General features: G+C 36.5%; 17 protein-coding genes and 1 other RNA gene. 16 read left to right on the top strand and 2 right to left on the bottom strand.

What is annotated here, in order from left to right:
• Positions 1–25 precede the first annotated feature (25 nt).
• The gene (locus tag NST77_RS15350; RefSeq protein WP_341123167.1) at positions 26–976 is read right to left on the bottom strand and encodes a hypothetical protein; all 951 of its coding nucleotides are present in this window, start codon (positions 974–976) and stop codon (positions 26–28) included.
• A 127-nt stretch (positions 977–1,103) separates the two neighbouring features.
• On the opposite strand from NST77_RS15350, the gene secG reads away from it, so the two are divergent.
• From secG to NST77_RS15290, 12 genes are all read left to right on the top strand, one after another.
• Positions 1,104–1,337, top strand: coding sequence for a preprotein translocase subunit SecG (gene secG, locus NST77_RS15345; RefSeq protein WP_031540682.1), 234 nt, complete (start codon positions 1,104–1,106; stop codon positions 1,335–1,337).
• A 241-nt stretch (positions 1,338–1,578) separates the two neighbouring features.
• Entirely contained in the window at positions 1,579–2,322 is a 744-nt protein-coding gene (locus tag NST77_RS15340) for an alpha/beta hydrolase (RefSeq protein ID WP_171509916.1), read from the top strand.
• Between the two features lie 66 nt (positions 2,323–2,388).
• Positions 2,389–4,680 (top strand): ribonuclease R, encoded by a 2,292-nt coding sequence (rnr, locus tag NST77_RS15335; protein ID WP_413230959.1) that lies wholly within the window; start codon positions 2,389–2,391, stop codon positions 4,678–4,680.
• Positions 4,681–4,799: 119 nt separating this feature from the next.
• Positions 4,800–5,267 (top strand): SsrA-binding protein SmpB, encoded by a 468-nt coding sequence (smpB, locus tag NST77_RS15330; RefSeq protein WP_016203855.1) that lies wholly within the window; start codon positions 4,800–4,802, stop codon positions 5,265–5,267.
• Positions 5,268–5,426: 159 nt separating this feature from the next.
• Positions 5,427–5,785, top strand: a transfer-messenger RNA (tmRNA) gene (ssrA, locus tag NST77_RS15325).
• Between the two features lie 470 nt (positions 5,786–6,255).
• A complete protein-coding gene (locus tag NST77_RS15320; protein ID WP_095330386.1) occupies positions 6,256–8,106 on the top strand; it encodes a BglG family transcription antiterminator in 1,851 nt (616 codons plus the stop codon).
• Positions 8,107–8,166: 60 nt separating this feature from the next.
• Positions 8,167–8,613, top strand: coding sequence for a PTS sugar transporter subunit IIA (locus tag NST77_RS15315; protein ID WP_123258194.1), 447 nt, complete (start codon positions 8,167–8,169; stop codon positions 8,611–8,613).
• 25 nt (positions 8,614–8,638) lie between these two features.
• The gene (locus NST77_RS15310) at positions 8,639–8,941 is read left to right on the top strand and encodes a PTS sugar transporter subunit IIB (protein WP_095330388.1); all 303 of its coding nucleotides are present in this window, start codon (positions 8,639–8,641) and stop codon (positions 8,939–8,941) included.
• Between the two features lie 18 nt (positions 8,942–8,959).
• Positions 8,960–10,384, top strand: a complete 1,425-nt coding sequence (locus tag NST77_RS15305) for a PTS galactitol transporter subunit IIC (RefSeq protein WP_123260613.1) — start codon at positions 8,960–8,962, stop codon at positions 10,382–10,384.
• 167 nt (positions 10,385–10,551) lie between these two features.
• Positions 10,552–11,610 carry a galactitol-1-phosphate 5-dehydrogenase gene (locus NST77_RS15300; RefSeq protein ID WP_171509913.1) on the top strand — a complete coding sequence of 353 codons (1,059 nt, stop codon included), beginning with the start codon at positions 10,552–10,554 and terminating at the stop codon, positions 11,608–11,610.
• 67 nt (positions 11,611–11,677) lie between these two features.
• A complete protein-coding gene (gene araD, locus NST77_RS15295) occupies positions 11,678–12,373 on the top strand; it encodes an L-ribulose-5-phosphate 4-epimerase (RefSeq protein WP_095330391.1) in 696 nt (231 codons plus the stop codon).
• Between the two features lie 919 nt (positions 12,374–13,292).
• Positions 13,293–14,771 (top strand): aldehyde dehydrogenase family protein, encoded by a 1,479-nt coding sequence (locus NST77_RS15290; protein ID WP_123260614.1) that lies wholly within the window; start codon positions 13,293–13,295, stop codon positions 14,769–14,771.
• Between the two features lie 83 nt (positions 14,772–14,854).
• Here the strand turns inward: NST77_RS15290 and NST77_RS15285 are convergent, their stop codons facing one another.
• Positions 14,855–15,061: a YozQ family protein gene (locus tag NST77_RS15285; protein ID WP_095330393.1), complete on the bottom strand. Its 207-nt coding sequence runs from the start codon at positions 15,059–15,061 to the stop codon at positions 14,855–14,857.
• A 412-nt stretch (positions 15,062–15,473) separates the two neighbouring features.
• Here NST77_RS15285 and NST77_RS15280 point away from each other — a divergent pair, with 412 nt between their 5' ends.
• The 4 genes from NST77_RS15280 (at position 15,474) to NST77_RS15265 (ending at position 19,328) form a co-directional block, all read left to right on the top strand.
• Positions 15,474–16,829 (top strand): ABC transporter substrate-binding protein, encoded by a 1,356-nt coding sequence (locus NST77_RS15280; RefSeq protein ID WP_164463697.1) that lies wholly within the window; start codon positions 15,474–15,476, stop codon positions 16,827–16,829.
• Positions 16,830–16,890: 61 nt separating this feature from the next.
• Positions 16,891–17,796: a carbohydrate ABC transporter permease gene (locus NST77_RS15275; RefSeq protein WP_095330395.1), complete on the top strand. Its 906-nt coding sequence runs from the start codon at positions 16,891–16,893 to the stop codon at positions 17,794–17,796.
• 2 nt (positions 17,797–17,798) lie between these two features.
• Positions 17,799–18,689, top strand: a complete 891-nt coding sequence (locus NST77_RS15270) for a carbohydrate ABC transporter permease (RefSeq protein ID WP_171509911.1) — start codon at positions 17,799–17,801, stop codon at positions 18,687–18,689.
• Between the two features lie 27 nt (positions 18,690–18,716).
• The gene (locus NST77_RS15265) at positions 18,717–19,328 is read left to right on the top strand and encodes a YesL family protein (RefSeq protein WP_163187849.1); all 612 of its coding nucleotides are present in this window, start codon (positions 18,717–18,719) and stop codon (positions 19,326–19,328) included.
• Positions 19,329–19,380 lie beyond the last annotated feature (52 nt).

The following is a 19,380-nucleotide window of genomic DNA, read 5'->3' as shown; positions in this document are numbered from 1 at the left end:
ACACTCTAGCTTTAGGAGTTTTCCTTTAAGCTAGGGTTTTTTTTATAGTTGGGAATGTGTTTTTATTAGAAGAGAGGGAGGATCCATCAGTGACATAAGCTGGCTGGGATACCTGAAAAAGGGAACAGAGAGCCATTGTCTGTGCCCACAAACAAGAAGAAAAGCTGAAAAAGGGAACAGAGAGCCATTGTCTGTGCCCACAAACAAGAAGAAAAGCTGAAGAAGGGAACAGAGAGCCGTTCTCTGTGCCCGCAAACAAGAAGAAAAGCTGAAAAAGGGAACAGAAAGCCATTGTCTGTGCCCACAAACAAGAAGAAAAGCTGAAAAAGGGAACAGAGAGCCATTCTCTGTGCCCACAAACAAGAAGAAAAGCTGAAAAAGGGAACAGAGAGCCATTGTCTGTGCCCGCAAACAAGAAGAAAAGCTGAAGAAGGGAGCAGAGAGCCGTTCTCTGTGCCCACAAACAAGAAGAAAAGCTGAAAAAGGGAACAGAGAGCCATTGTCTGTGCCCACAAACAAGAAGAAAAGCTGAAGAAGGGAACAGAGAGCCGTTCTCTGTGCCCGCAAACAAGAAGAAAAGCTGAAGAAGAGAACAGAGAGCCGTTCTCTGTGCCCGCAAACAAGAAGAAAAGCTGAAGAAGGGAACAGAGAGCCATTCTCTGTGCCCACAAACAAGAAGAAAAGCTGAAAAAGGGAACAGAGAGCCGTTCTCTGTGCCCGCAAACAAGAAGAAAAGCTGAAAAAGGGAACAGAGAGCCGTTCTCTGTGCCCGCAAACAAGAAGAAAAGCTGAAAAAGGGAACAGAGAGCCGTTCTCTGTGCCCGCAAACAAGAAGAAAAGCTGAAAAAGGGAACAGAGAGCCGTTCTCTGTGCCCGCAAACAAGAAGAAAAGCTGAAGAAGGGAACAGAGAGCCATTGTCTCTACTCGTAAACATAACAAACAACATATATCTTGTTTAAGAGACCTTTCAATCATTATTAACTATCCCAAAGTGTATTCTACTAATTATTATGACAAAGACGCGACATACTATTGTGACAAAACATAAAATATGATACATTTAAACTAATGTAGGTTGGTTTTAATGGAGGTGTTTGATATGATACACACAGTTTTGATTACTTTATTGATTATCGTTGCGATTGCATTAATCGTAGTAGTACTTCTTCAAAATGGTAAGAGTGCTGGACTATCTGGAGCAATTTCTGGTGGTGCAGAGCAGTTATTTGGTAAACAAAAAGCACGTGGTTTAGAATTAATCCTTCACAATGCAACAATCGTTTTAGCAATTTTATTCTTTGTCTTAACGATTGCAGTTAGTTATTTTGATCTATGATAACGAGATTCGGTATAGATGAAAAAACCTGGCCAAGAAAGGTCAGGTTTTTTTTCGGAAAACAAATGGAGTTGTACATAAGATTTATAAAAGACCTATAGTATGATGTAATCATATGACTGGATTCTTTCTTTTCTTTTTTACTAAAATAGAAGGATAGTTCTTTTTCAAATAAATTGGTCACTTTATATTATAGAATAGGACGAAGGAGAAAATAATAAGACAAAGGAGCGTTTATCTAATGAAAATAGTAGAACAGAAACCATTAACCTTTAAAGGAGATAATAAACGTGCAGTGCTTTTATTGCACGGCTTTACGGGGAATACATCAGATGTACGCTTGCTTGGTAGATATTTAAATACAAAGGGCTACACCTGCTATGTACCTTTATATAAAGGACATGGAGTACCACCAGAGGAATTAGTGGAATACGGGCCAAAGGATTGGTGGAAGGATGTAACGGAAGCATACCAGCATTTAAAGGAGATGGGATTTGAAGAAATTGCTGTCGGAGGTCTTTCTTTAGGAGGGGTATTTTCCCTTAAATTAGGTTACACTGTACCTGTAAAGGGTATCGTAACCATGTGTGCTCCAATGTACATTAAAAGTGAAGAAGTCATGTATGAAGGCGTACTTGAATACGCTCGTAACTATAAGCAGCGCGAGAAGAAATCAGAAGAAGTTATTGAGCAGGAAATGGCTCAATTTAAGCCAATGAATACATTAAAAGAATTACAAAATTTAATCAAAGAAGTAAGAGAATCGGTTGATCTTATTTATTCACCAGTTTTTGTTATTCAGGCACGACATGATCAAATGATTGATACAAATAGTGCAAATATCATTTATGAAGAAGTGGAATCGATTCAAAAAGATATTAAATGGTATGAAAACTCTGGACATGTTATTACACATGATAAAGAAAAAGAACAAGTTTTTGAAGATTTCTATCAGTTTTTAGAAAAACTAGATTGGAATCAATAAGATGCAAAGGAGGTTTTTTGTTTGGAAGATATAATTAAAGAAAATGTTGAGAAGCTATTAACTTATATGAAAGATGAAGCCTATAAACCACTAACCGTGCAAGAGCTAGAAGAGGCTTTCGGAATAGAGGATTCTTCTCACTTTAAAGATTTTGTCAAGGCACTTGTACAGATGGAAGAGAAGGGGCTAGTTGTTCGGACAAGGAGCAATCGTTATGGATTACCAGAGAAGATGAACCTTATTCGGGGGAAATTAGCTGGTCATGCGAAAGGATTTGCGTTTGTTATCCCTGAAGAACAAGGCATGGATGATATTTTTATACCGCCTAATGAAGTTAAAACGGCGTTAAATGGTGATATTGTATTAGCACGTGTCACTTCGGAAAGCTCTGGCCAAAGAAGAGAAGGAACAATCGTACGAATTATCGAAAGAGGAGTCCAGCAAATTGTTGGTACATATTCAGAGAGCAAGCATTTTGGCTTTGTTATCCCTGATGATAAAAAAATCGCGACAGATATTTTTATCCCAAAAGGCAGCACAAAAGGGGCAATAGAAGGGCATAAGGTTGTCGTGAAATTAACTTCTTATCCTGAAGGCAGAAAGAATGCGGAGGGAGAGGTTGTTAAAATACTTGGACACAAAAATGACCCAGGTGTTGATATTTTATCGGTAATACATAAGCATGGATTACCACTTGCCTTTCCAGATAACGTGTTAGAACAAGCGAATAATGCACCAGATACGATTGATGAAGAGGAAATTGCCAATAGACGTGATTTGCGCAATGAAACTATTGTCACAATTGATGGGGCAGATGCGAAGGATTTGGATGATGCCGTTACAGTAACGATGTTAGAGAACGGTAATTATAAATTAGGGGTGCATATCGCAGATGTTTCTTACTATGTAACGGAAAACTCTCCAATAGATGTAGAAGCCGAGGAGAGAGGAACAAGCGTTTATTTAGTTGACCGAGTTATTCCAATGATTCCGCACCGTTTATCTAATGGAATTTGTTCTTTAAATCCAAAGGTTGATCGCTTAACTCTTTCTTGTGAGATGGAAATTACGTCTGATGGTGAAGTAGTTTCCCATGAAATTTTTCAAAGTGTCATTAAAACAACGGAACGAATGACATATGCTGATGTGAATTCGATTTTACATGATAAAGATGAAGAACTAAGAGCCAAGTATGAAGGGCTTGTCCCGATGTTTGAACGAATGGAGGATTTAGCAGCTATTCTGCGCAAAAAACGGATGACTCGTGGTGCCATTGACTTTGACTTTAAAGAATCTAAAGTAATCGTAGATGAAGATGGAAAGCCACAGGATGTTATTCTAAGAGAACGTTCAGTCGCAGAGAAATTAATTGAAGAGTTTATGCTTGTAGCCAATGAAACAGTTGCAGAACATTTTCATTGGATGCAGGTTCCATTTATTTATCGTATTCACGAAGATCCAAAAGAGGAAAAGCTAAGAAGATTTTTCGAGTTTATTACAAACTTTGGTTATATCGTGAAAGGTACAGCAAATTCCGTTCATCCAAGAGCATTACAAGAAATTATTGAGTCAGTACAGGGAACTCCTGAAGAGATGGTCATTTCGACTGTCATGCTGCGCTCCATGCAGCAAGCGAAATACTATCCAGAAAGCCTAGGACATTTTGGTTTATCAACAGAATTTTATACGCATTTTACATCGCCGATAAGACGTTACCCGGATTTAATCGTACATCGTTTAATTCGAACGTATTTAATTGAAGGGGATATTAGTTCTTCTACACAAGAAAAGTGGAACAGCCGCTTAACAGAAATTGCTGAACATTCCTCTAGTATGGAAAGAAGATCAGTAGAAGCAGAACGCGAAACAGATGAACTGAAAAAATCAGAGTACATGCTTGATAAAATTGGCGAAGAATATGATGGTATTATTAGTTCTGTTACGAATTTTGGTATGTTTGTGGAACTTACGAATACGATTGAAGGACTTGTCCATGTAAGCTATATGACGGATGATTACTATCGTTATGATGAACGTCATTTTGCTATGATTGGCGAGAGAACAGGGAAGGTTTTCCGTATTGGAGACGAAATTACTGTTCGCGTTGTGAATGTTAATAAAGAGGAACGTGCCATTGACTTTGAAATAGTAGGGATGAAGGGAACTCGCCGCAGAGATCCTAAGAAGGAAGGTAAGGTATTTTCTACTGGCAGTGTCTCTCGTGCCCCGCGTAAAGGCAAATCAGATAGAGATACGGATCGTAAAGGAAAACCAGGTGAATCAAGACGTAAAGGAAAGAATGATAGAAAACATTTTGAGAATGCTCCAAAAGCAAAGAGAAAGAAAAAGAGACGCTAACAGATAAATAGATGCATTTTGGCATGTGGTTTCTTTGGGATAAGGAAGCCACATGCAGAGGATGTTTGTATATTAGGTGTTCTTTTGATAAAATTATTGGCAGAGTAGGGGGAAGAGACATGCCAAAAGGTGAAGGGAAATTAGTAGCACAGAATAAAAAAGCAAACCATGACTATTTTATTGAAGAGACTTATGAGGCAGGGATTGTTCTCCAAGGAACAGAAATTAAAGCGATTCGTGCAGGAAGAGTAAATTTGAAGGAATCATATGCGCGGATTATTAATGGCGAGGTATTTCTATTAGGGATGCATATCAGTCCATATGAACAAGGAAATCGCTATAATCATGATCCATTAAGAACAAGAAAGCTTTTATTACATCGCAAACAAATTAATAAGTTAATCGGGGATACAAAAGAAGCGGGCTATGCTTTAGTTCCACTGAAACTTTATTTTAAAAATGGCTATGCAAAGGTTTTGATTGGTCTAGGTAAGGGTAAAAAGAACTATGACAAGCGGGAAACTTTAAAACGTAAAGAAGCAAATCGCAGTATTGAACGTGCTTTACGTGAAAGGCAAAAAATGTAATCCAAAACTTTACAATTGAAATACGCTCCAGTTATGTTATAATAATTTATGTCGATAAGACAACATAACTTTAAGCTCCTATTTCAGAGCTTCCGAAACGTTAAGCTTAAATGCTAAGAATCTTGTAATGTAACAATTACTTGATTTTATCCTTATAATGGGGACGCTACGGATTCGACAGGGATAGTTCGAGCTTAGGTTGCGAGTCGAGGGGATCGGCCTCGTTAAAACGTCAAAGCCTATAACTGGCAAACAACAAAACAACTTCGCTTTAGCTGCTTAATAGCGCTTAGCGGTTCCTCCCTCCATCGCCCATGTGGTAGGGTCAGGGACTCACTTTAAGTGGGCTACGCCGGATTCCACCGTCTGAGGAAGAAGGAAGAGAACAACCAGACTAGCTTATCGGACGCCTGTCAACAGGCAGAAGAATAAGCGAAATGCGAATATGTTGACTACACTCGTAGAAGCTTAAGTGCCGATATTTCTGGACGAGGGTTCGACTCCCTCCGTCTCCACCAAATACATATTTGGTGGTTTTTTATTTTTTATTAATACTACATACAATGGAATGTATTTTTCATTTCACTTTTATTTTTGGTCTAAGAAGATAGTGATTTCCGTATTATGGGAATTTCTGTCTTTTTATTTTTGGTTAAGCAGAAAGAAATTTAAATTGAGTGGAACTATGGTTTCTATAACATGTTTCCTTGTCGTTTATTAATTATGAGAGTCTTGCGTGTTATCATTCCTTTCTTCGTACTCCTCTTTTAATCTTTTCCATCAAAGCATTCCAATTCAATTCACTACTAGCAGCCAATACATTTGCACTTACCTCTACACGAAGTTTCGTTGTATCTATCATTAAAGTTTGCCATTATCATTAGGAAGAGTTTTGTTGTACTCTTTCCTTTCCTTACTAATAGGAAAAAGAACAAAATAGCGTGAAAGTGCTTTCTTTTTTATGATGTAGATACAGGAGGTATTCACTATGAGAGATAGATATACCAAGCTTCTTCACATACTTCAAAACTCAGATGGGTTTGTAACGGGAAATGATATTAGTGAACAGCTAAATATTAGTTCCAGAACAGTGAGAAATGACATTAAAGATTTGAATGATAACTATCTCATTGGGGCACGCATCATTTCAAATAAACGCCAAGGTTATCAACTTGAAGGTGAGTTAGTTGGTTTTAAACAGAGACATCATATTGAATTTGAGGAGCGTGCATTTTATATTGTAAAGGCACTTCTAGATACCAAGGAATGGACAACATACGAACAATTATCCCAAATGATTTATTTCTCTCCACAAACGATTCGGTCAGATATTCAACGAATTTCTCAAATGATTACCTCCCAAAAAAGAAATTTATCCGTGGAAGCATTAGTTTTTCAAGGGATTCGATTAGAGGGGGATGAATTTGACAAAAGATTATTACTTGAGAGTTTAGTAGAAAAAAACTTTATGACAATTAAAGAGCTGTATAAAGAATTATTAGTTCGTTTCGGTGGCTGGGTTTTAGAAGAAGAATTAAATTTACTGTCAACAGTGGTGATTGAGAATCTAAATAAGTATATTCACGATATTCCCACAGGGAAATTAAGTAGTTTGTTAGTGCATTTAATTATTGCGATATACCGTATCCGACATGGATATGAGATCCGCGAAGTAAAGGAAGTAGAGCAATCTTTAGATTATGAAGAATTTGAATTGGCATCTAAGATTTTAGAGGATGTTCAGGAGATATTCCAAATAGATATTGGAAATCAAGAGAAAATGTACTTTAGCCTACACCTAATAAGCCAGCGTATAATAGTTAGTTTTTATAATAATGAAACCAATATTCCTCAGGAACTGAAACAAGAGTTAGAAAAAAGCTTAGTTGATCTTGGGAAGCAATACGATTTTCGCTTTAATGAAGATCGCCTACTTGTGTCTGGATTACTTTTTCACTTAGCAAAAGCCCAATATCCTCTTCAATATCAGCTTTATGTAGAAAATCCTTATATTTCTCATATTAAGATGGAGTACTTATTAGCTTATCATATTGCAGTTCTCTTAGCACATCGTTTGGAGAAACATTTAACCTTTGTTGTGCCAGAAAGTGAAATCGGATACATTGCTCTTCATATTGCTGCACATATTGAACGAACAAAAAGAAAAAAAGTAAGAGTAGCAATCGTATCTGGAAGTGGGATTGGTGCTTCAATGATATTGAAGCAGAAAATTCAAAGACATTTTCTAGATATTGAAATTGCAGGAGAATATACCTTACAAATGTTAGATCAAATAGAAGAAAATATTTCATTAATTATTTCAACAATGGATGTGAAGAAGAATGGTATTCCCATTATTCATGTTAATGAGTTTCTGGATGAACAAGATTTAAAGAAAATAGCAGTAGCAATTAATCAGGGCTTTCTTGATCGGACTTTAAGTGAAAACCGATTCATTCTTTTAGATGAAAACAACAAACATGACTTCTTATTAAGATTAACAGAAAAAGTGAAAATGGAATATTTGTTAGATGGTATTTTAACAAGAGAAGAGATGTCGTCAACAGAAGTTGGGAATTACGTAGCTATGCCACATCCTATTGCAAGAACGGAAAATGAAGAAACGATGATTTATATAGCTATCAATCATAAACCTATCCCATGGGGAAAAACAAATGTGCAACTTGTCTTTTTGATTTTACCAAGTGAAGTAGATCGAGAAAATCACTATAAGGTTTTTAAACAACTTTATCAATTGGTTAAATCTAAAGATAAAGTTCAAGAGTTAATTCAAACAAAAGATTTTCAATCATTTATGGAGGTGCTGCACACTAATTAATAATTGGATTAACACAAGTGTTTATTATTTTATTAGAAATGTGAATGTGAGGAGACAATCATGGTTTTAGACTTAGTAAAAGTAAAATTAAAAGTAAATAGCTCTGAGGAAGTAATTAAGATTTTGGGAGAGATGTTATTAGAATCTGGTTATGTTACGGACACTTACATTGATGCAGTGCTTCAACGAGAGATGTCTTTACCTACTGGTCTGCAAATTGGCCGTATTAATGTAGCTATTCCACATACAGACTCCACACATGTAAAGGAATCAACCATTGCTTTAGCAACCTTAGAAGAACCTGTCAATTTCCAATTAATGGCTGATCCTGCCCAGAAAGTTGATGTGAAATTAGTCTTCTTACTAGCAGTTAAAGAACCAAAAAAGCAAGTGAAATTATTAAAGCAGCTAATGGCTATATTTCAGAACGAAGAGCTTTTAAATAGAATGGAAAAGGCTGAAGATAGTCGAGTTATCTCTGATATTTTAAGTAGTGCTTTAGCTTAAATAAATTTGAATTGGGGGACTTTTAATGAAAAGTTACAACATATTGTCCGTATGTGGTTCAGGAACGGTTACGTCATCGATGGTAGCTGAGAAGCTGAAAGAGGAAATGGAGACTAGAGGCTTCCATGTTAGAACTACAGAAGCAAAACCAACAGAAGCTCTAAATTATGCTCAAAGTGGAAATTATGACTTAATTACACACACTAGTCCATTGCCAGTTGCGGATTATGGTATCCCAACCATTAGTGCTAGCAGCTGTTTAACTGGAATAGGTGAAGATGAGTTTTATGAGGAAGTGGAAAAAGTGCTTAAAGCGCTAAATAAATAATAGACTGGGGGAATGGGAATGTTTTTAGAAACGTTGAAAGAAGTTTTTGATACGTTTGGCGCTCCAATTATAGTTCCAATCATTATTTTTATTATTGCATTATTACTTAAAGTATCGATGAAGAAAGCATTTATTTCCGCTCTCTATGCCGGTATTGGATTACAAGGATTTACAATGGTTCTAGGCGCCTTTACACCAATTATTTCACCTGTAATTCAAAACATGGTTGATATTACTGGAATGGAATTAACAGGTTTTGATGTGGGATGGCAAGCCACAGCAATAGTAGGCTTTTCTACCGAACCGGGGATGATATTCCTAGCTGTTGGACTAATTTTGCAAACGGTACTATTCCTTGTGAAGTGGACAGATGTTTTCCAGCCATCAGACTTATGGAATAATTATTCCTATGTGATTTGGGGATCAATGGTTTATCTGGTCACAGATAATATGATTTTATCGATTGGATGTATGATTGTTCTTAACCTTTATAGCTTATTGAATGCAGAGCTGATGGCAAGAAGATGGTCAAAATATTACAATTATCCAAATGCAACAATTATTGCGATGCATAATATTGAACCTACTATATTTGGAGTTTTAATGGATCCCCTTTTAAATAAACTGGGATTCCATAAAATCAAATTAAATCCAGCAACCTTGCAAAAGCGGTTAGGATTTTTAGGTGAACCTATTACTTTGGGGTTGTTTCTAGGAATATTCATTGGAGTATTAGGTAATTTAACAACATTAAATAGTTTGGATGCATGGGGATCCATTGCTTTAGTTGGAATTGCAACAAGTGCGGTAATGGCAATTTTCCCGCGCGTTGCGGGGCTTTTTGCTCAAGCATTTAGTCCAATTACAGAGGCAGCTAGAAAAAATACGGTCAAAAAAGAAAAAGGATCTAATCGAGAATGGTATTTGGCTGTCAATGATGCAGCAGGTTTTGGAGAACAAGCAACATTAATGACAGGAGTATTATTAATTCCAGTGATGGTATTTCTAGCGATGGTTCTTCCAGGAAATAAAGTGCTACCAGTTGTTGACTTATTAGCTATTCCCTTTATGGTCCAAGGCCTGGTGGCTATTTCAAATGGTAATATCGCTAAGATTATGGTCAATGGAGCTATCTGGTTTGGTCTTGGATTATACATGTGTACGTATACAGCACCCTTATTTACCGAAATTGCCAAAGACGTCGGCATTGCTTTACCAGCTGGAGCATTGTTAATAACAAGTTTTAATATACTGGGAAAGCCATTAATGGGATTAATTTTTTTAGCATTTTTAAGTCAGAATCCTATATTTATTGGATTAACGATTGTCGCTTATTTCATTCTATGGTTCTTTTTTAGAAAAAATAAAATGGCAATTTACGATTATTTAGATCGTCAAGCTGAGAAAAATTCTCAAGACAAAGAAACCTCTTCCGCAGCATAGATAGAGAGTTCTGCACTGTATTGGTGGCTAGTCAGCACGGAAGAATAAGAGGACATGAAAGTTCTCAAATGATTTCGAGTTGGCTAGGATACCGGATAAATGGGTGGAAATTACAATTTTATATAATTGCAGAAAGTGTCCATAAAAATAGAGAAAGGAGTTTGAAAATGCAACAAAAAATGCAAGCAGCAGTTTTATACTCATTGGGAAATATTCAAACAGAGTTAATAGACATACCGCAAATCAATGAAGATGAAGTTTTAATCAAGGTAGTTTATTGTGGTATTTGCGGTTCTGATGTACCGCGTTCTATGATAAGTGGAGCTCGGACATATCCACTTATTTTAGGACACGAGTTTACTGGAAAAGTCGCTGAAATTGGGAGAAATGTAACGAATGTAAAACAGGGAGATAGAGTGGTAGTTGCGCCACTTGTACCGTGTGGGGAATGTAAATTTTGTCAGGCAAGTGATTATGCACTATGTGAAAATTATAACATTATTGGAACGGGAAGTAATGGAGCGTTTGCTGAATATGTAAAAGTACCCCAAAGGCATGTTCTGCAAATTGATGATCGACTAAATTATGAAACGGCTGCAGGAGTTGAACCTGCTACAATTGGTTACCATGGCTTACAAAAAGCACAAATTCAACCAGGTGAAACGGTAGTCGTAATGGGGTGTGGACCCATTGGACAGTTAACAATACAATGGGCAAAAATCTTTGGGGCATCTACTGTTATTGCGGTAGATATATTTGAAGAAAAACTTGAACTAGCTAGGGATTTAGGAGCAGATATTGTAATAAATGCTAAAGTATCTGATGTTATTCAACAAATCCGCAAGTTTACTGATGGAGGAGCAGATGTTGTTGCTGAAACAGCCGGAAGTAAAATTACTCAGCAACAATCCATATTAGCAGCCAAGAAAAAAGGACGTGTAGTTTTTTTGGGTATTGCACATTCAAATCTTCCATTAGAAGAAGAGGCAATAGAGCATGTTCTTCGAGGTGAGATAAAAATTCAAGGTACATGGAATTCATATACAGCCCCCTATCCGGGGATTGCTTGGAAAGCAACTTTAGATTTCATGACAAAAGGCACTCTGAAATTTAAACCAATGATTTCTCATAAGATTACTGTTGATGAAGTTGGTGCCTATTTAAAAAAAATGGCAGATCGAACATTGAAATACAATAAGGTTTTAGTATCTTTTGGTGATAACTAGTAGTTGATAGATAAATTTTCGCAAAGTATAAAAAATAGGGAATCATTAAGGAGAGGTGAAAAAAACTATGCTTGAAAAATTAAAAGAACAAGTCTTAGAAGCAAATCTAGGTTTACCTCAACATCATTTAGTGACATTCACTTGGGGAAATGTAAGTGGTATTGATCGTGATTCGGGACTAGTTGTTATTAAACCAAGTGGAGTAGAATATGAGGACTTGAAGGTAGGTGACTTAGTTGTAGTTGACCTTGAAGGGAAAGTAGTTGAGGGTCATTTAAAACCTTCATCGGACACTAGTACTCACATAGTGTTGTATAAAAACTTTAAAGATATCGGCGGAATTGTTCATACACATTCCCCATGGGCCACTATCTGGTCTCAAGCAACTAAGGAATTGCCTGCTTTAGGTACTACACAAGCAGATACATTTTATGGTTCTGTTCCATGTACTAGAAGTTTAACAGAAGAAGAAATCAAAGGGGACTATGAGCGAGAGACAGGAAATGTCATTGTAGAAACATTTTATAAAAACGGAATAAATCCCAATGAAATTCCATCAGTTTTAGTATCTAGTCATGGTCCGTTTGCTTGGGGAAAGAATGCAAAAGAGGCACTTCATCATGCCGTTATTTTAGAGGAAGTATGCAAAATGGCTTATCATACACTTAATCTAAATCCGACTATTTCTTCTATGGATCAGCATTTATTAGATAAGCACTATCTTAGAAAACACGGAGCATATGCTTACTATGGTCAAAATTAACTTATAAAGAGAAAAGCTTCTATTCGAGGATATGGGGGTGAGACATAAGTATTTCAACCCAATATAATTCCGAACAATTATACGTACATATTAGAGAATATTCGTATAATTGTTTGGGGGTTTTTATTTATTTTAAGAAAAAAGGTTTGTGGTAATCACCCGCAGACTGAATACACTTCGCTTTCCATGGGGCGAGCGCCAAGCCTCCTCGTTCATCTTGAACTGCGGGGTCTTGGACTTTCTCGCAGCTCCCATAGGAGTCTACGTGTATTCAGTCTGCTCTGTTTTTTCCTAGTAATTTTAATTTGCTTAAAAACTAAATAAGCTTTAAAAAAGGAGTGAAATGGAACGGAGGATACTCGACTCCTGCGGGAAGCAGAGCAAAGCCTAAGACCCCACTGGCTTTAGCCGAGGAGACTTAGGTTGCTCCCCGGCGCATCGTGTGTCTGTAGTGCAATGGAACGAATTGGTTTCACCACTGAATTAGAGATTGTTCGTCTTTATCCAATATATATTTTGTTTTGTCCCACCCTTTTATTAAGTATAAAAATGTTTGTGCATTTAGTACTCCTACAAACTGAATATACCTTTTTTCATAGTGTGAGTGTCGAAACTCCCTCTCCAAATATTCGTGCGAACTAGTTTTCAAAATTAATTAGAGAAATAGTTGAAAGAGGAGATATTTTCCGTTATAGAAAATTCCGTTGTCCAGTTCCATCCTCTTTTCACAAAAAAAGTAGCTTTTCTAGATTAAACTCCTATTAAAAAGTGTATAAGTTAATATAGTGTAACGGTAAGTTATGGGGGTTAATAAGTCGCTCAAGAAAATCTAATTGTTTTTATCGTTCTCACTGTATATACCTTAACAACCTAATTCATACTAATGAAGTAAATAATTCCTACAAGGAGGAGTCGGAATATGCAAACAGGACCAATTACTATACATGCCATTATCAATGGAGAGAAAGTACCAACTGAAAAGCAAGCTCCACGTGAAAATCCAACACATCCGGATGAGATTGTAGGATATGCACCTCTTAATACGCAAGAAGAAACGGTACTAGCGATTGATGCAGCTTATGATGCGTTAAAAGGCTGGGCTTGGACGGATGTAGATGAGCGGATCGAAAGAATGGAACGAGCTATTCAAAAATTAAAGGATGCAACACCTGAAATAGCTACTTTGTTATCTCGGGAACATGGGAAAGCTTTATATGATTCCAAAGGTGAAATAGCAATCTCTATCATGTGGATGGAATTTGCATGCAAGAATGTAAAGAAAGTTGTTGCTCCCCAAGAAAAAGAGCATGAAAATGGGAGAACAATCATTACATTTGATCCAGTAGGTGTGGTTTCCGCTATTTCTCCATGGAATTATCCTATTTCTTTATCCACTATTAAAATAGCACCAGCCTTATTAACTGGAAATACAATGGTTGTAAAACCAAGTCCATTTGCTCCTTTAGCTGTCAGTAAAGTAGTAGAAATTATCGCAGAAGAATTTCCTCCAGGTGTGCTCAATCTTGTCCATGGGGATGCAGAGGTAGGGGTAGAGCTTACATCGAATCCAAAAGTTGCAAAGATTGCCTTCACGGGTGGAACGAAGACAGCTAAGAGTATTATGAAGGCTGCTTCTGAAACGATTAAAAAGATGACGCTTGAGTTAGGAGGAAATGATGCCGCAATTGTGCTAGAAGACTTTGATGTAAATGATGAAAAAGCGATGCGAAGAATGGTTATTTCAAACTTCCTTACCGCAGGACAAATTTGTATGATAGCGAAACGCATTTATGTTCATCGATCAATCTATGATGCTTTCGTAGAGAAATATATCGAAGCGGCGAATAAGTGGATTCGCGTTGGCGATCCTTTTCATCCTGATGTGACGGTAGGCCCAGTAAATAATAAAAATCAGGTGAAATATGTTAAAAGTCTTGTAGAAGATGCAAAAAGTAAAGGGGCTAAAGTGATTCCATTAGGGGAAATTCTCAATCCCGAATTAATGGATAATGGATATTTTCTGCAGCCTACATTAGTATTAGGCGCTGATTTTCATGATCCAATTGTTGTAGAAGAGCAATTTGGACCGACTGTGCCAATTTTGCCTTTTGATGATGAAGAGCAAGTAATTGAGTTACACAATGAGAGCATTTATGGTCTAACAAGTTCTGTTTGGGGCGAAGAAGAACATGCAATTAAAGTTGCCCGTCGCATTGAGGCAGGCACAACAATGATTAATACTGCAGCTGTTCAAGGCTTGGATGTGCGATTCCCATTTGGCGGGGTGAAACAATCTGGAGTTGGAAGAGAGTATGGAGAAGAAGGATTAAAATCTTATGTGGAGACCCATGTAATTAATATCCCGAAAACACTTGAATTACCATATATTCCAGAGTAACAATTTCTTAGCAAGCATAGCATAGGCATGAAAAATAGAAAAAGGATGCTTTCTCTCAAAAGAATGCATCCTTTTTCTATTTGTTATTTAGTTCTTTTCTTCCCTATCTCTATATCCTCGCCATCCACATCATCAATTACAGCACCAATTTCTCCTTCTGTATAAGTATCAGTAGCTTGTTCATGAGTAGTTGCCAAGCCAGAAGAAAGTTGGTCTTTTTTTTCATAATCACTTGGATCAAACATGCGTCCTGCAACTTTTGTAGTTTGATCATTATTCTTTTTATTCAACAGAAATCCTCCTTTTTTGTAAATAGCTCCTACAGATGTATTTTCTTCTATATTGACCAAAATTACTCATACAATTTTGGAACTTTTCGATTTGACTTAGTAGTTCCAAAAGATGTATGGTCAAATATTTGTTAGATAAGCCTAGAAGAGACAGGGATAAACTCTTTTTTTAGTGATTAATTTTTGTGAACTAATATACACACATCCAAATTCATCACTTCTGATGGGTTGAAAAAAACGCTTATTACATCCGTACATTTTTTTGGAAAAAATAAAAAAGTGCGTATAAGAATTACACATAAAAATTTGAGGATGGTAATATACCTATTTGTGAAAGCGTTTTAACTATCAGGAGGTGATCTTTGAAATACGTAAATTCAAAAATACAAAAAATCGAATGGGGGCAGAGATTATGGGGTTACCCAAAAAAGGCTTTTCCTATTTTGTAATTCTTCTGATGGCTGTTTTAGTTGTTGGTTGTTCGAATTCCTCTGGGGGAAAGGGAAGTGACAAGAAAGAGGTAGAAGCAGAGGTTACGACAGTTGGACCAGAAGATGGTGCGAAGTTGGATATGTGGTTATTCGTGGATTTACACCAAAAATTTTACACGGAAATGTTGAATAAATGGAATGAAACGAATCCAGATAAGCAAATTCAAATTAAATTTACTGTCTATCCATATGCAGATATGCATACGAAACTAACTTTATCCGTCCAATCAGGAGAAGGGATTCCTGATTTAGCAGATGTAGAAATTGGCCAATTTCCTAACTATTTAGATGGAGAAGTTCCATGGCTGGCATTAAACAGTTATGTAGAACCGTATAAGGCTGATTTGGTGACATCTCGATTAGATGCTTATGAAAAAGATGGCAACTATTATGGAGTACCGACACATGTTGGGGCTACTGTCATGTACTACAATACAGAGATTCTCGAAAAACATGGAATTGATTATACCAAAATTAAAACATGGGATGACTTTGCAGCAGCTGGTGAGAAGTTAAAAGAGGCTACTAATGGAGAAGTTTATATGACCTCTGTTGATACTGGCGGTGCGGATTGGCTGACATTAGCAATGTCGGAACACGGAGAATCTTGGGTAAAAGATCCATCCAATGCAAATGTGAAGCTGGATTCATTAAACAATATGCTAACAATGCAGCAAGGCTGGTTAGAAAGCGGGATTGCCGAAGTAACTCCAGGGGGACAAATTGATACAGAACAAGGCTATGCGACAGTGGCAAAAGGTGAAGTGGCTGCCTTCCCTAAAGCTATTTGGTATATGTCTCGTTTTACAGATTATATGCCAGAGATGTCTGGCAAATTTGCTATTGCCCCAGCACCTGTGTTTGAGGAAGGTCAAAAACGTTCAAATGGTGCAGGTGGTACAGGTACAGTCGTATATAAAGACTCTGAAAATGCTGAGCTAGCAGCTGAATTTATGACTTGGGCAAAGTTAACGGAAGAAGGCGGGGAACAAATCTGGAATATTCTTGGTTTTGATCCGGTTAATACAAAGGTTTGGACTAATAAAGATATCACTCATAATCCAGACAATGAGTATGTAAAGTACTTTGTTAATAATCCATTTGATACATTATTGGAAATTCAAGATGAAGTAAATTTGATTAAAACGGTGCCAATTACGACTACTATCAATGAAGTATTTAATTTAACCACTTTAAATGAGGTTCTAGAGAATGGTGCAAATGTAAAGCAAGCTCTTGAAGATGCACAAGCGGAGGTCGACTTTGAGCAAGAATAAGTGACGTCTTTAAGATTACCTTTACGAGGTAGTCTTAAAGACACTGACGAAAAGGAGAGGAATGAATTTGAAGAAGATCCAGGCTTTTTTATTCTCTCAGAAAATAGCACCCTATGTGTTTATATTGCCGTTTATTGTTAGCTTGTCATTCTTCTGGATATATCCAATGTATTCGACTATAGAGATGAGTTTTCATAATATTGGGAACGGATATAGCGAATTTGTTGGACTTGCAAATTATGAAAAGTTGTTAGGCGATAAGGTATTTCATATCGCTGTTAGAAATAGTGTTATCTATACAATATTAACGTTAATCATTTTAATTCCGATCCCTATGCTCTGCGCATTTTTATTAAATTCAAAAAGTGTAGTAGGGAAAAGAGTCTATAAATCGATTATCTATTTGCCAGCATTAGTTTCAGTCGTAGTAGCAGGTATTTTATTTCGCTATATGTTTAGTGAAATGGATTCTGGACTCATGAACCAAATCCTTCATTTTTTTGGACTGGAGTCAAAACAATGGCTGAAAAATTGGGGTACGGGCATGTTTGCACTCCTTTTATTAGCAACATGGAGATGGATGGGAGTAAATACTCTATATTTTGAGGCGGGACTAAGCTCAATTGATGAGGTTCTTTATGAATCGGCAAAAGTAGATGGCGCAAATGCTTGGCAAAGATTTTGGCATATCACTCTGCCGTTACTTAAGCCGACAAGAATTTATGTGACAACCATCAGTATATATGCCGGATTAGCCATGTTTCTTGAAAGCTTTATGATATATGGAAGCAATAATTCTCCCAAAAATATTGGGTTAACGATTGTTGGTTATTTGTATAGAAGGGGAATTGAAAAGAATGATTTAGGATATGCCTCTGCTGTTGGCTTAGTATTATTAATTGTTGCTTTATCCATTAGCATGGTGTACTTGCTTTCAAGCGGCATGTTTAAAAAGGAGGCCAAATAAGTATGGGTAAGAATAATCATTTAGCAAGCTCCTCATTAGAAATTAAAAAAGGGAAGAAAGAAGGCAAAAATCCTCTAGTAAAAGTTTTAATTAACGGCTTTTTTATTATTATGTGTGCTAGTGTTGCCATCCCCTTTATCTCAGGACTGTTTGCATCCTTTCGCCCAGGCCAAATGTTAATTAGAAACGGCTTAAATCTAAACTTAGATTTTGAAAATTGGTCATTTATCAACTATAGCTATCTGTTTGATGGAAGTACTGGGTACTTGGACTGGTATAAGAACAGTTTGATTATTACCATTGTTTCGGTAGTTTTAACATTAATTATCTGTTATTTTGTTGCCTATGGCTTTGCGATGTACCATTTTAAGTTTAAAAACTTATTGTTTTTCCTCGTTATAGCAACAATGATGGTTCCCTTTGAAATATTGATGCTGCCATTATATAAGCAAATGATCAGTTTTGGACTAATAGACACCTATGCTGGCGTTATCCTTCCTGGATTAGTACATGCTTCAACCATTTTTTTCTTTAGACAATATCTTTCAGGCATCCCAAAAGAATTATTAGATGCAGGAAGAATCGATGGCAGTAGCGAGTATGGAATTTGTGTGCGCATTGTTATGCCAATTTCAAAACCTGCTTTTTCAGCAATGGCAATTCTGAGTTCTATGGGGGCATGGAATAGTATGTTATGGCCATTAATTGTTTTACGGTCAGCAGAAAAATTTACATTACCTATCGGGTTAAATACATTATTAACTCCTTATGGAAATAATTATGATGTCCTAGTGGCTGGATCTATTTTCTCTATTCTGCCTTTATTTATTTTGTACTTGATATTTAATAAGTACTTTGTAGAAGGTATGACAGCAGGCGCAGTAAAAGGATAAAGGAGCGGAGATAAGGAGGCGAGAGCGATGAAATTTAAATATGATTCACCTTTTTGGGAACGGATGGGAAAGCTCTATTCTATTATTGCTTTAAACTTCTTCTGGATATTGTTTAGTCTTCCATTAATTACAATTGGTCCATCCACTGTCGCACTCCATCGGTGTATGTTTTCTCTAATTACTGGAAAAGAAACGAATGTTTTTACAGAATTTTACCAATCATTTAAGACGAATTTTGTTAGAAATATGATGGCTGGATTGATTGTTGTTGGTTTTGGAATGCTGTTACTATCTGTACGTAATTTTTATTTTGAAATGGCAGCAAATACATCACTAACCATTTACTACTTTTATATTCTCTTAGTTTTTCTTTTTGGTTTGTTCTTTGTTACTGTCTTTCCAGTTTTATTAACATTTGATGGGACGGTTTTAGAGCTATTACGAACCGCATTTTTTATAGCAATTAAAAATTTACCAATGAGCATCTTGATGGTAGTAGTAGCCTGCTTAATCATTTATTTTTGCCAAATGTTGATTCCATTAGCCTTAATCGGAGTTTCCCTAATCGTGTTTATCAACAGCCATATTTATTGGAGAAAAATTGATAATAATTTAGTTATTGATGAAGATAATTTTTGATGATATCAATAGCACTTGTTTATTTCTGAAAAAATTCATTTATGTAAATCAA

Origin of the sequence: Niallia sp. FSL W8-0177 (assembly GCF_038006285.1) — a bacterium.
GTDB classification, from domain to species: Bacteria; Bacillota; Bacilli; order Bacillales; family Cytobacillaceae; genus Niallia; species Niallia circulans_A.
The sequence above is the reverse complement of the archived record's forward strand: the minus strand, read 5'-3'. Positions and strand labels throughout refer to the sequence as shown.

Bases quoted from the DNA above. Each gene is read 5' to 3' on its own strand.
- NST77_RS15350 (WP_341123167.1), bottom strand. From the start codon at position 976: ATGATTGAAAGGTCTCTTAAACAAGATATATGTTGTTTGTTATGTTTA.
- NST77_RS15340 (WP_171509916.1), top strand. From the start codon at position 1,579: ATGAAAATAGTAGAACAGAAACCATTAACCTTTAAAGGAGATAATAAA.
- rnr (WP_413230959.1), top strand. From the start codon at position 2,389: ATGAAAGATGAAGCCTATAAACCACTAACCGTGCAAGAGCTAGAAGAG.
- smpB (WP_016203855.1), top strand. From the start codon at position 4,800: ATGCCAAAAGGTGAAGGGAAATTAGTAGCACAGAATAAAAAAGCAAAC.
- NST77_RS15320 (WP_095330386.1), top strand. From the start codon at position 6,256: ATGAGAGATAGATATACCAAGCTTCTTCACATACTTCAAAACTCAGAT.
- NST77_RS15315 (WP_123258194.1), top strand. From the start codon at position 8,167: ATGGTTTTAGACTTAGTAAAAGTAAAATTAAAAGTAAATAGCTCTGAG.
- NST77_RS15310 (WP_095330388.1), top strand. From the start codon at position 8,639: ATGAAAAGTTACAACATATTGTCCGTATGTGGTTCAGGAACGGTTACG.
- NST77_RS15305 (WP_123260613.1), top strand. From the start codon at position 8,960: ATGTTTTTAGAAACGTTGAAAGAAGTTTTTGATACGTTTGGCGCTCCA.
- NST77_RS15300 (WP_171509913.1), top strand. From the start codon at position 10,552: ATGCAACAAAAAATGCAAGCAGCAGTTTTATACTCATTGGGAAATATT.
- araD (WP_095330391.1), top strand. From the start codon at position 11,678: ATGCTTGAAAAATTAAAAGAACAAGTCTTAGAAGCAAATCTAGGTTTA.
- NST77_RS15290 (WP_123260614.1), top strand. From the start codon at position 13,293: ATGCAAACAGGACCAATTACTATACATGCCATTATCAATGGAGAGAAA.
- NST77_RS15280 (WP_164463697.1), top strand. From the start codon at position 15,474: ATGGGGTTACCCAAAAAAGGCTTTTCCTATTTTGTAATTCTTCTGATG.
- NST77_RS15275 (WP_095330395.1), top strand. From the start codon at position 16,891: ATGAATTTGAAGAAGATCCAGGCTTTTTTATTCTCTCAGAAAATAGCA.
- NST77_RS15270 (WP_171509911.1), top strand. From the start codon at position 17,799: ATGGGTAAGAATAATCATTTAGCAAGCTCCTCATTAGAAATTAAAAAA.
- NST77_RS15265 (WP_163187849.1), top strand. From the start codon at position 18,717: ATGAAATTTAAATATGATTCACCTTTTTGGGAACGGATGGGAAAGCTC.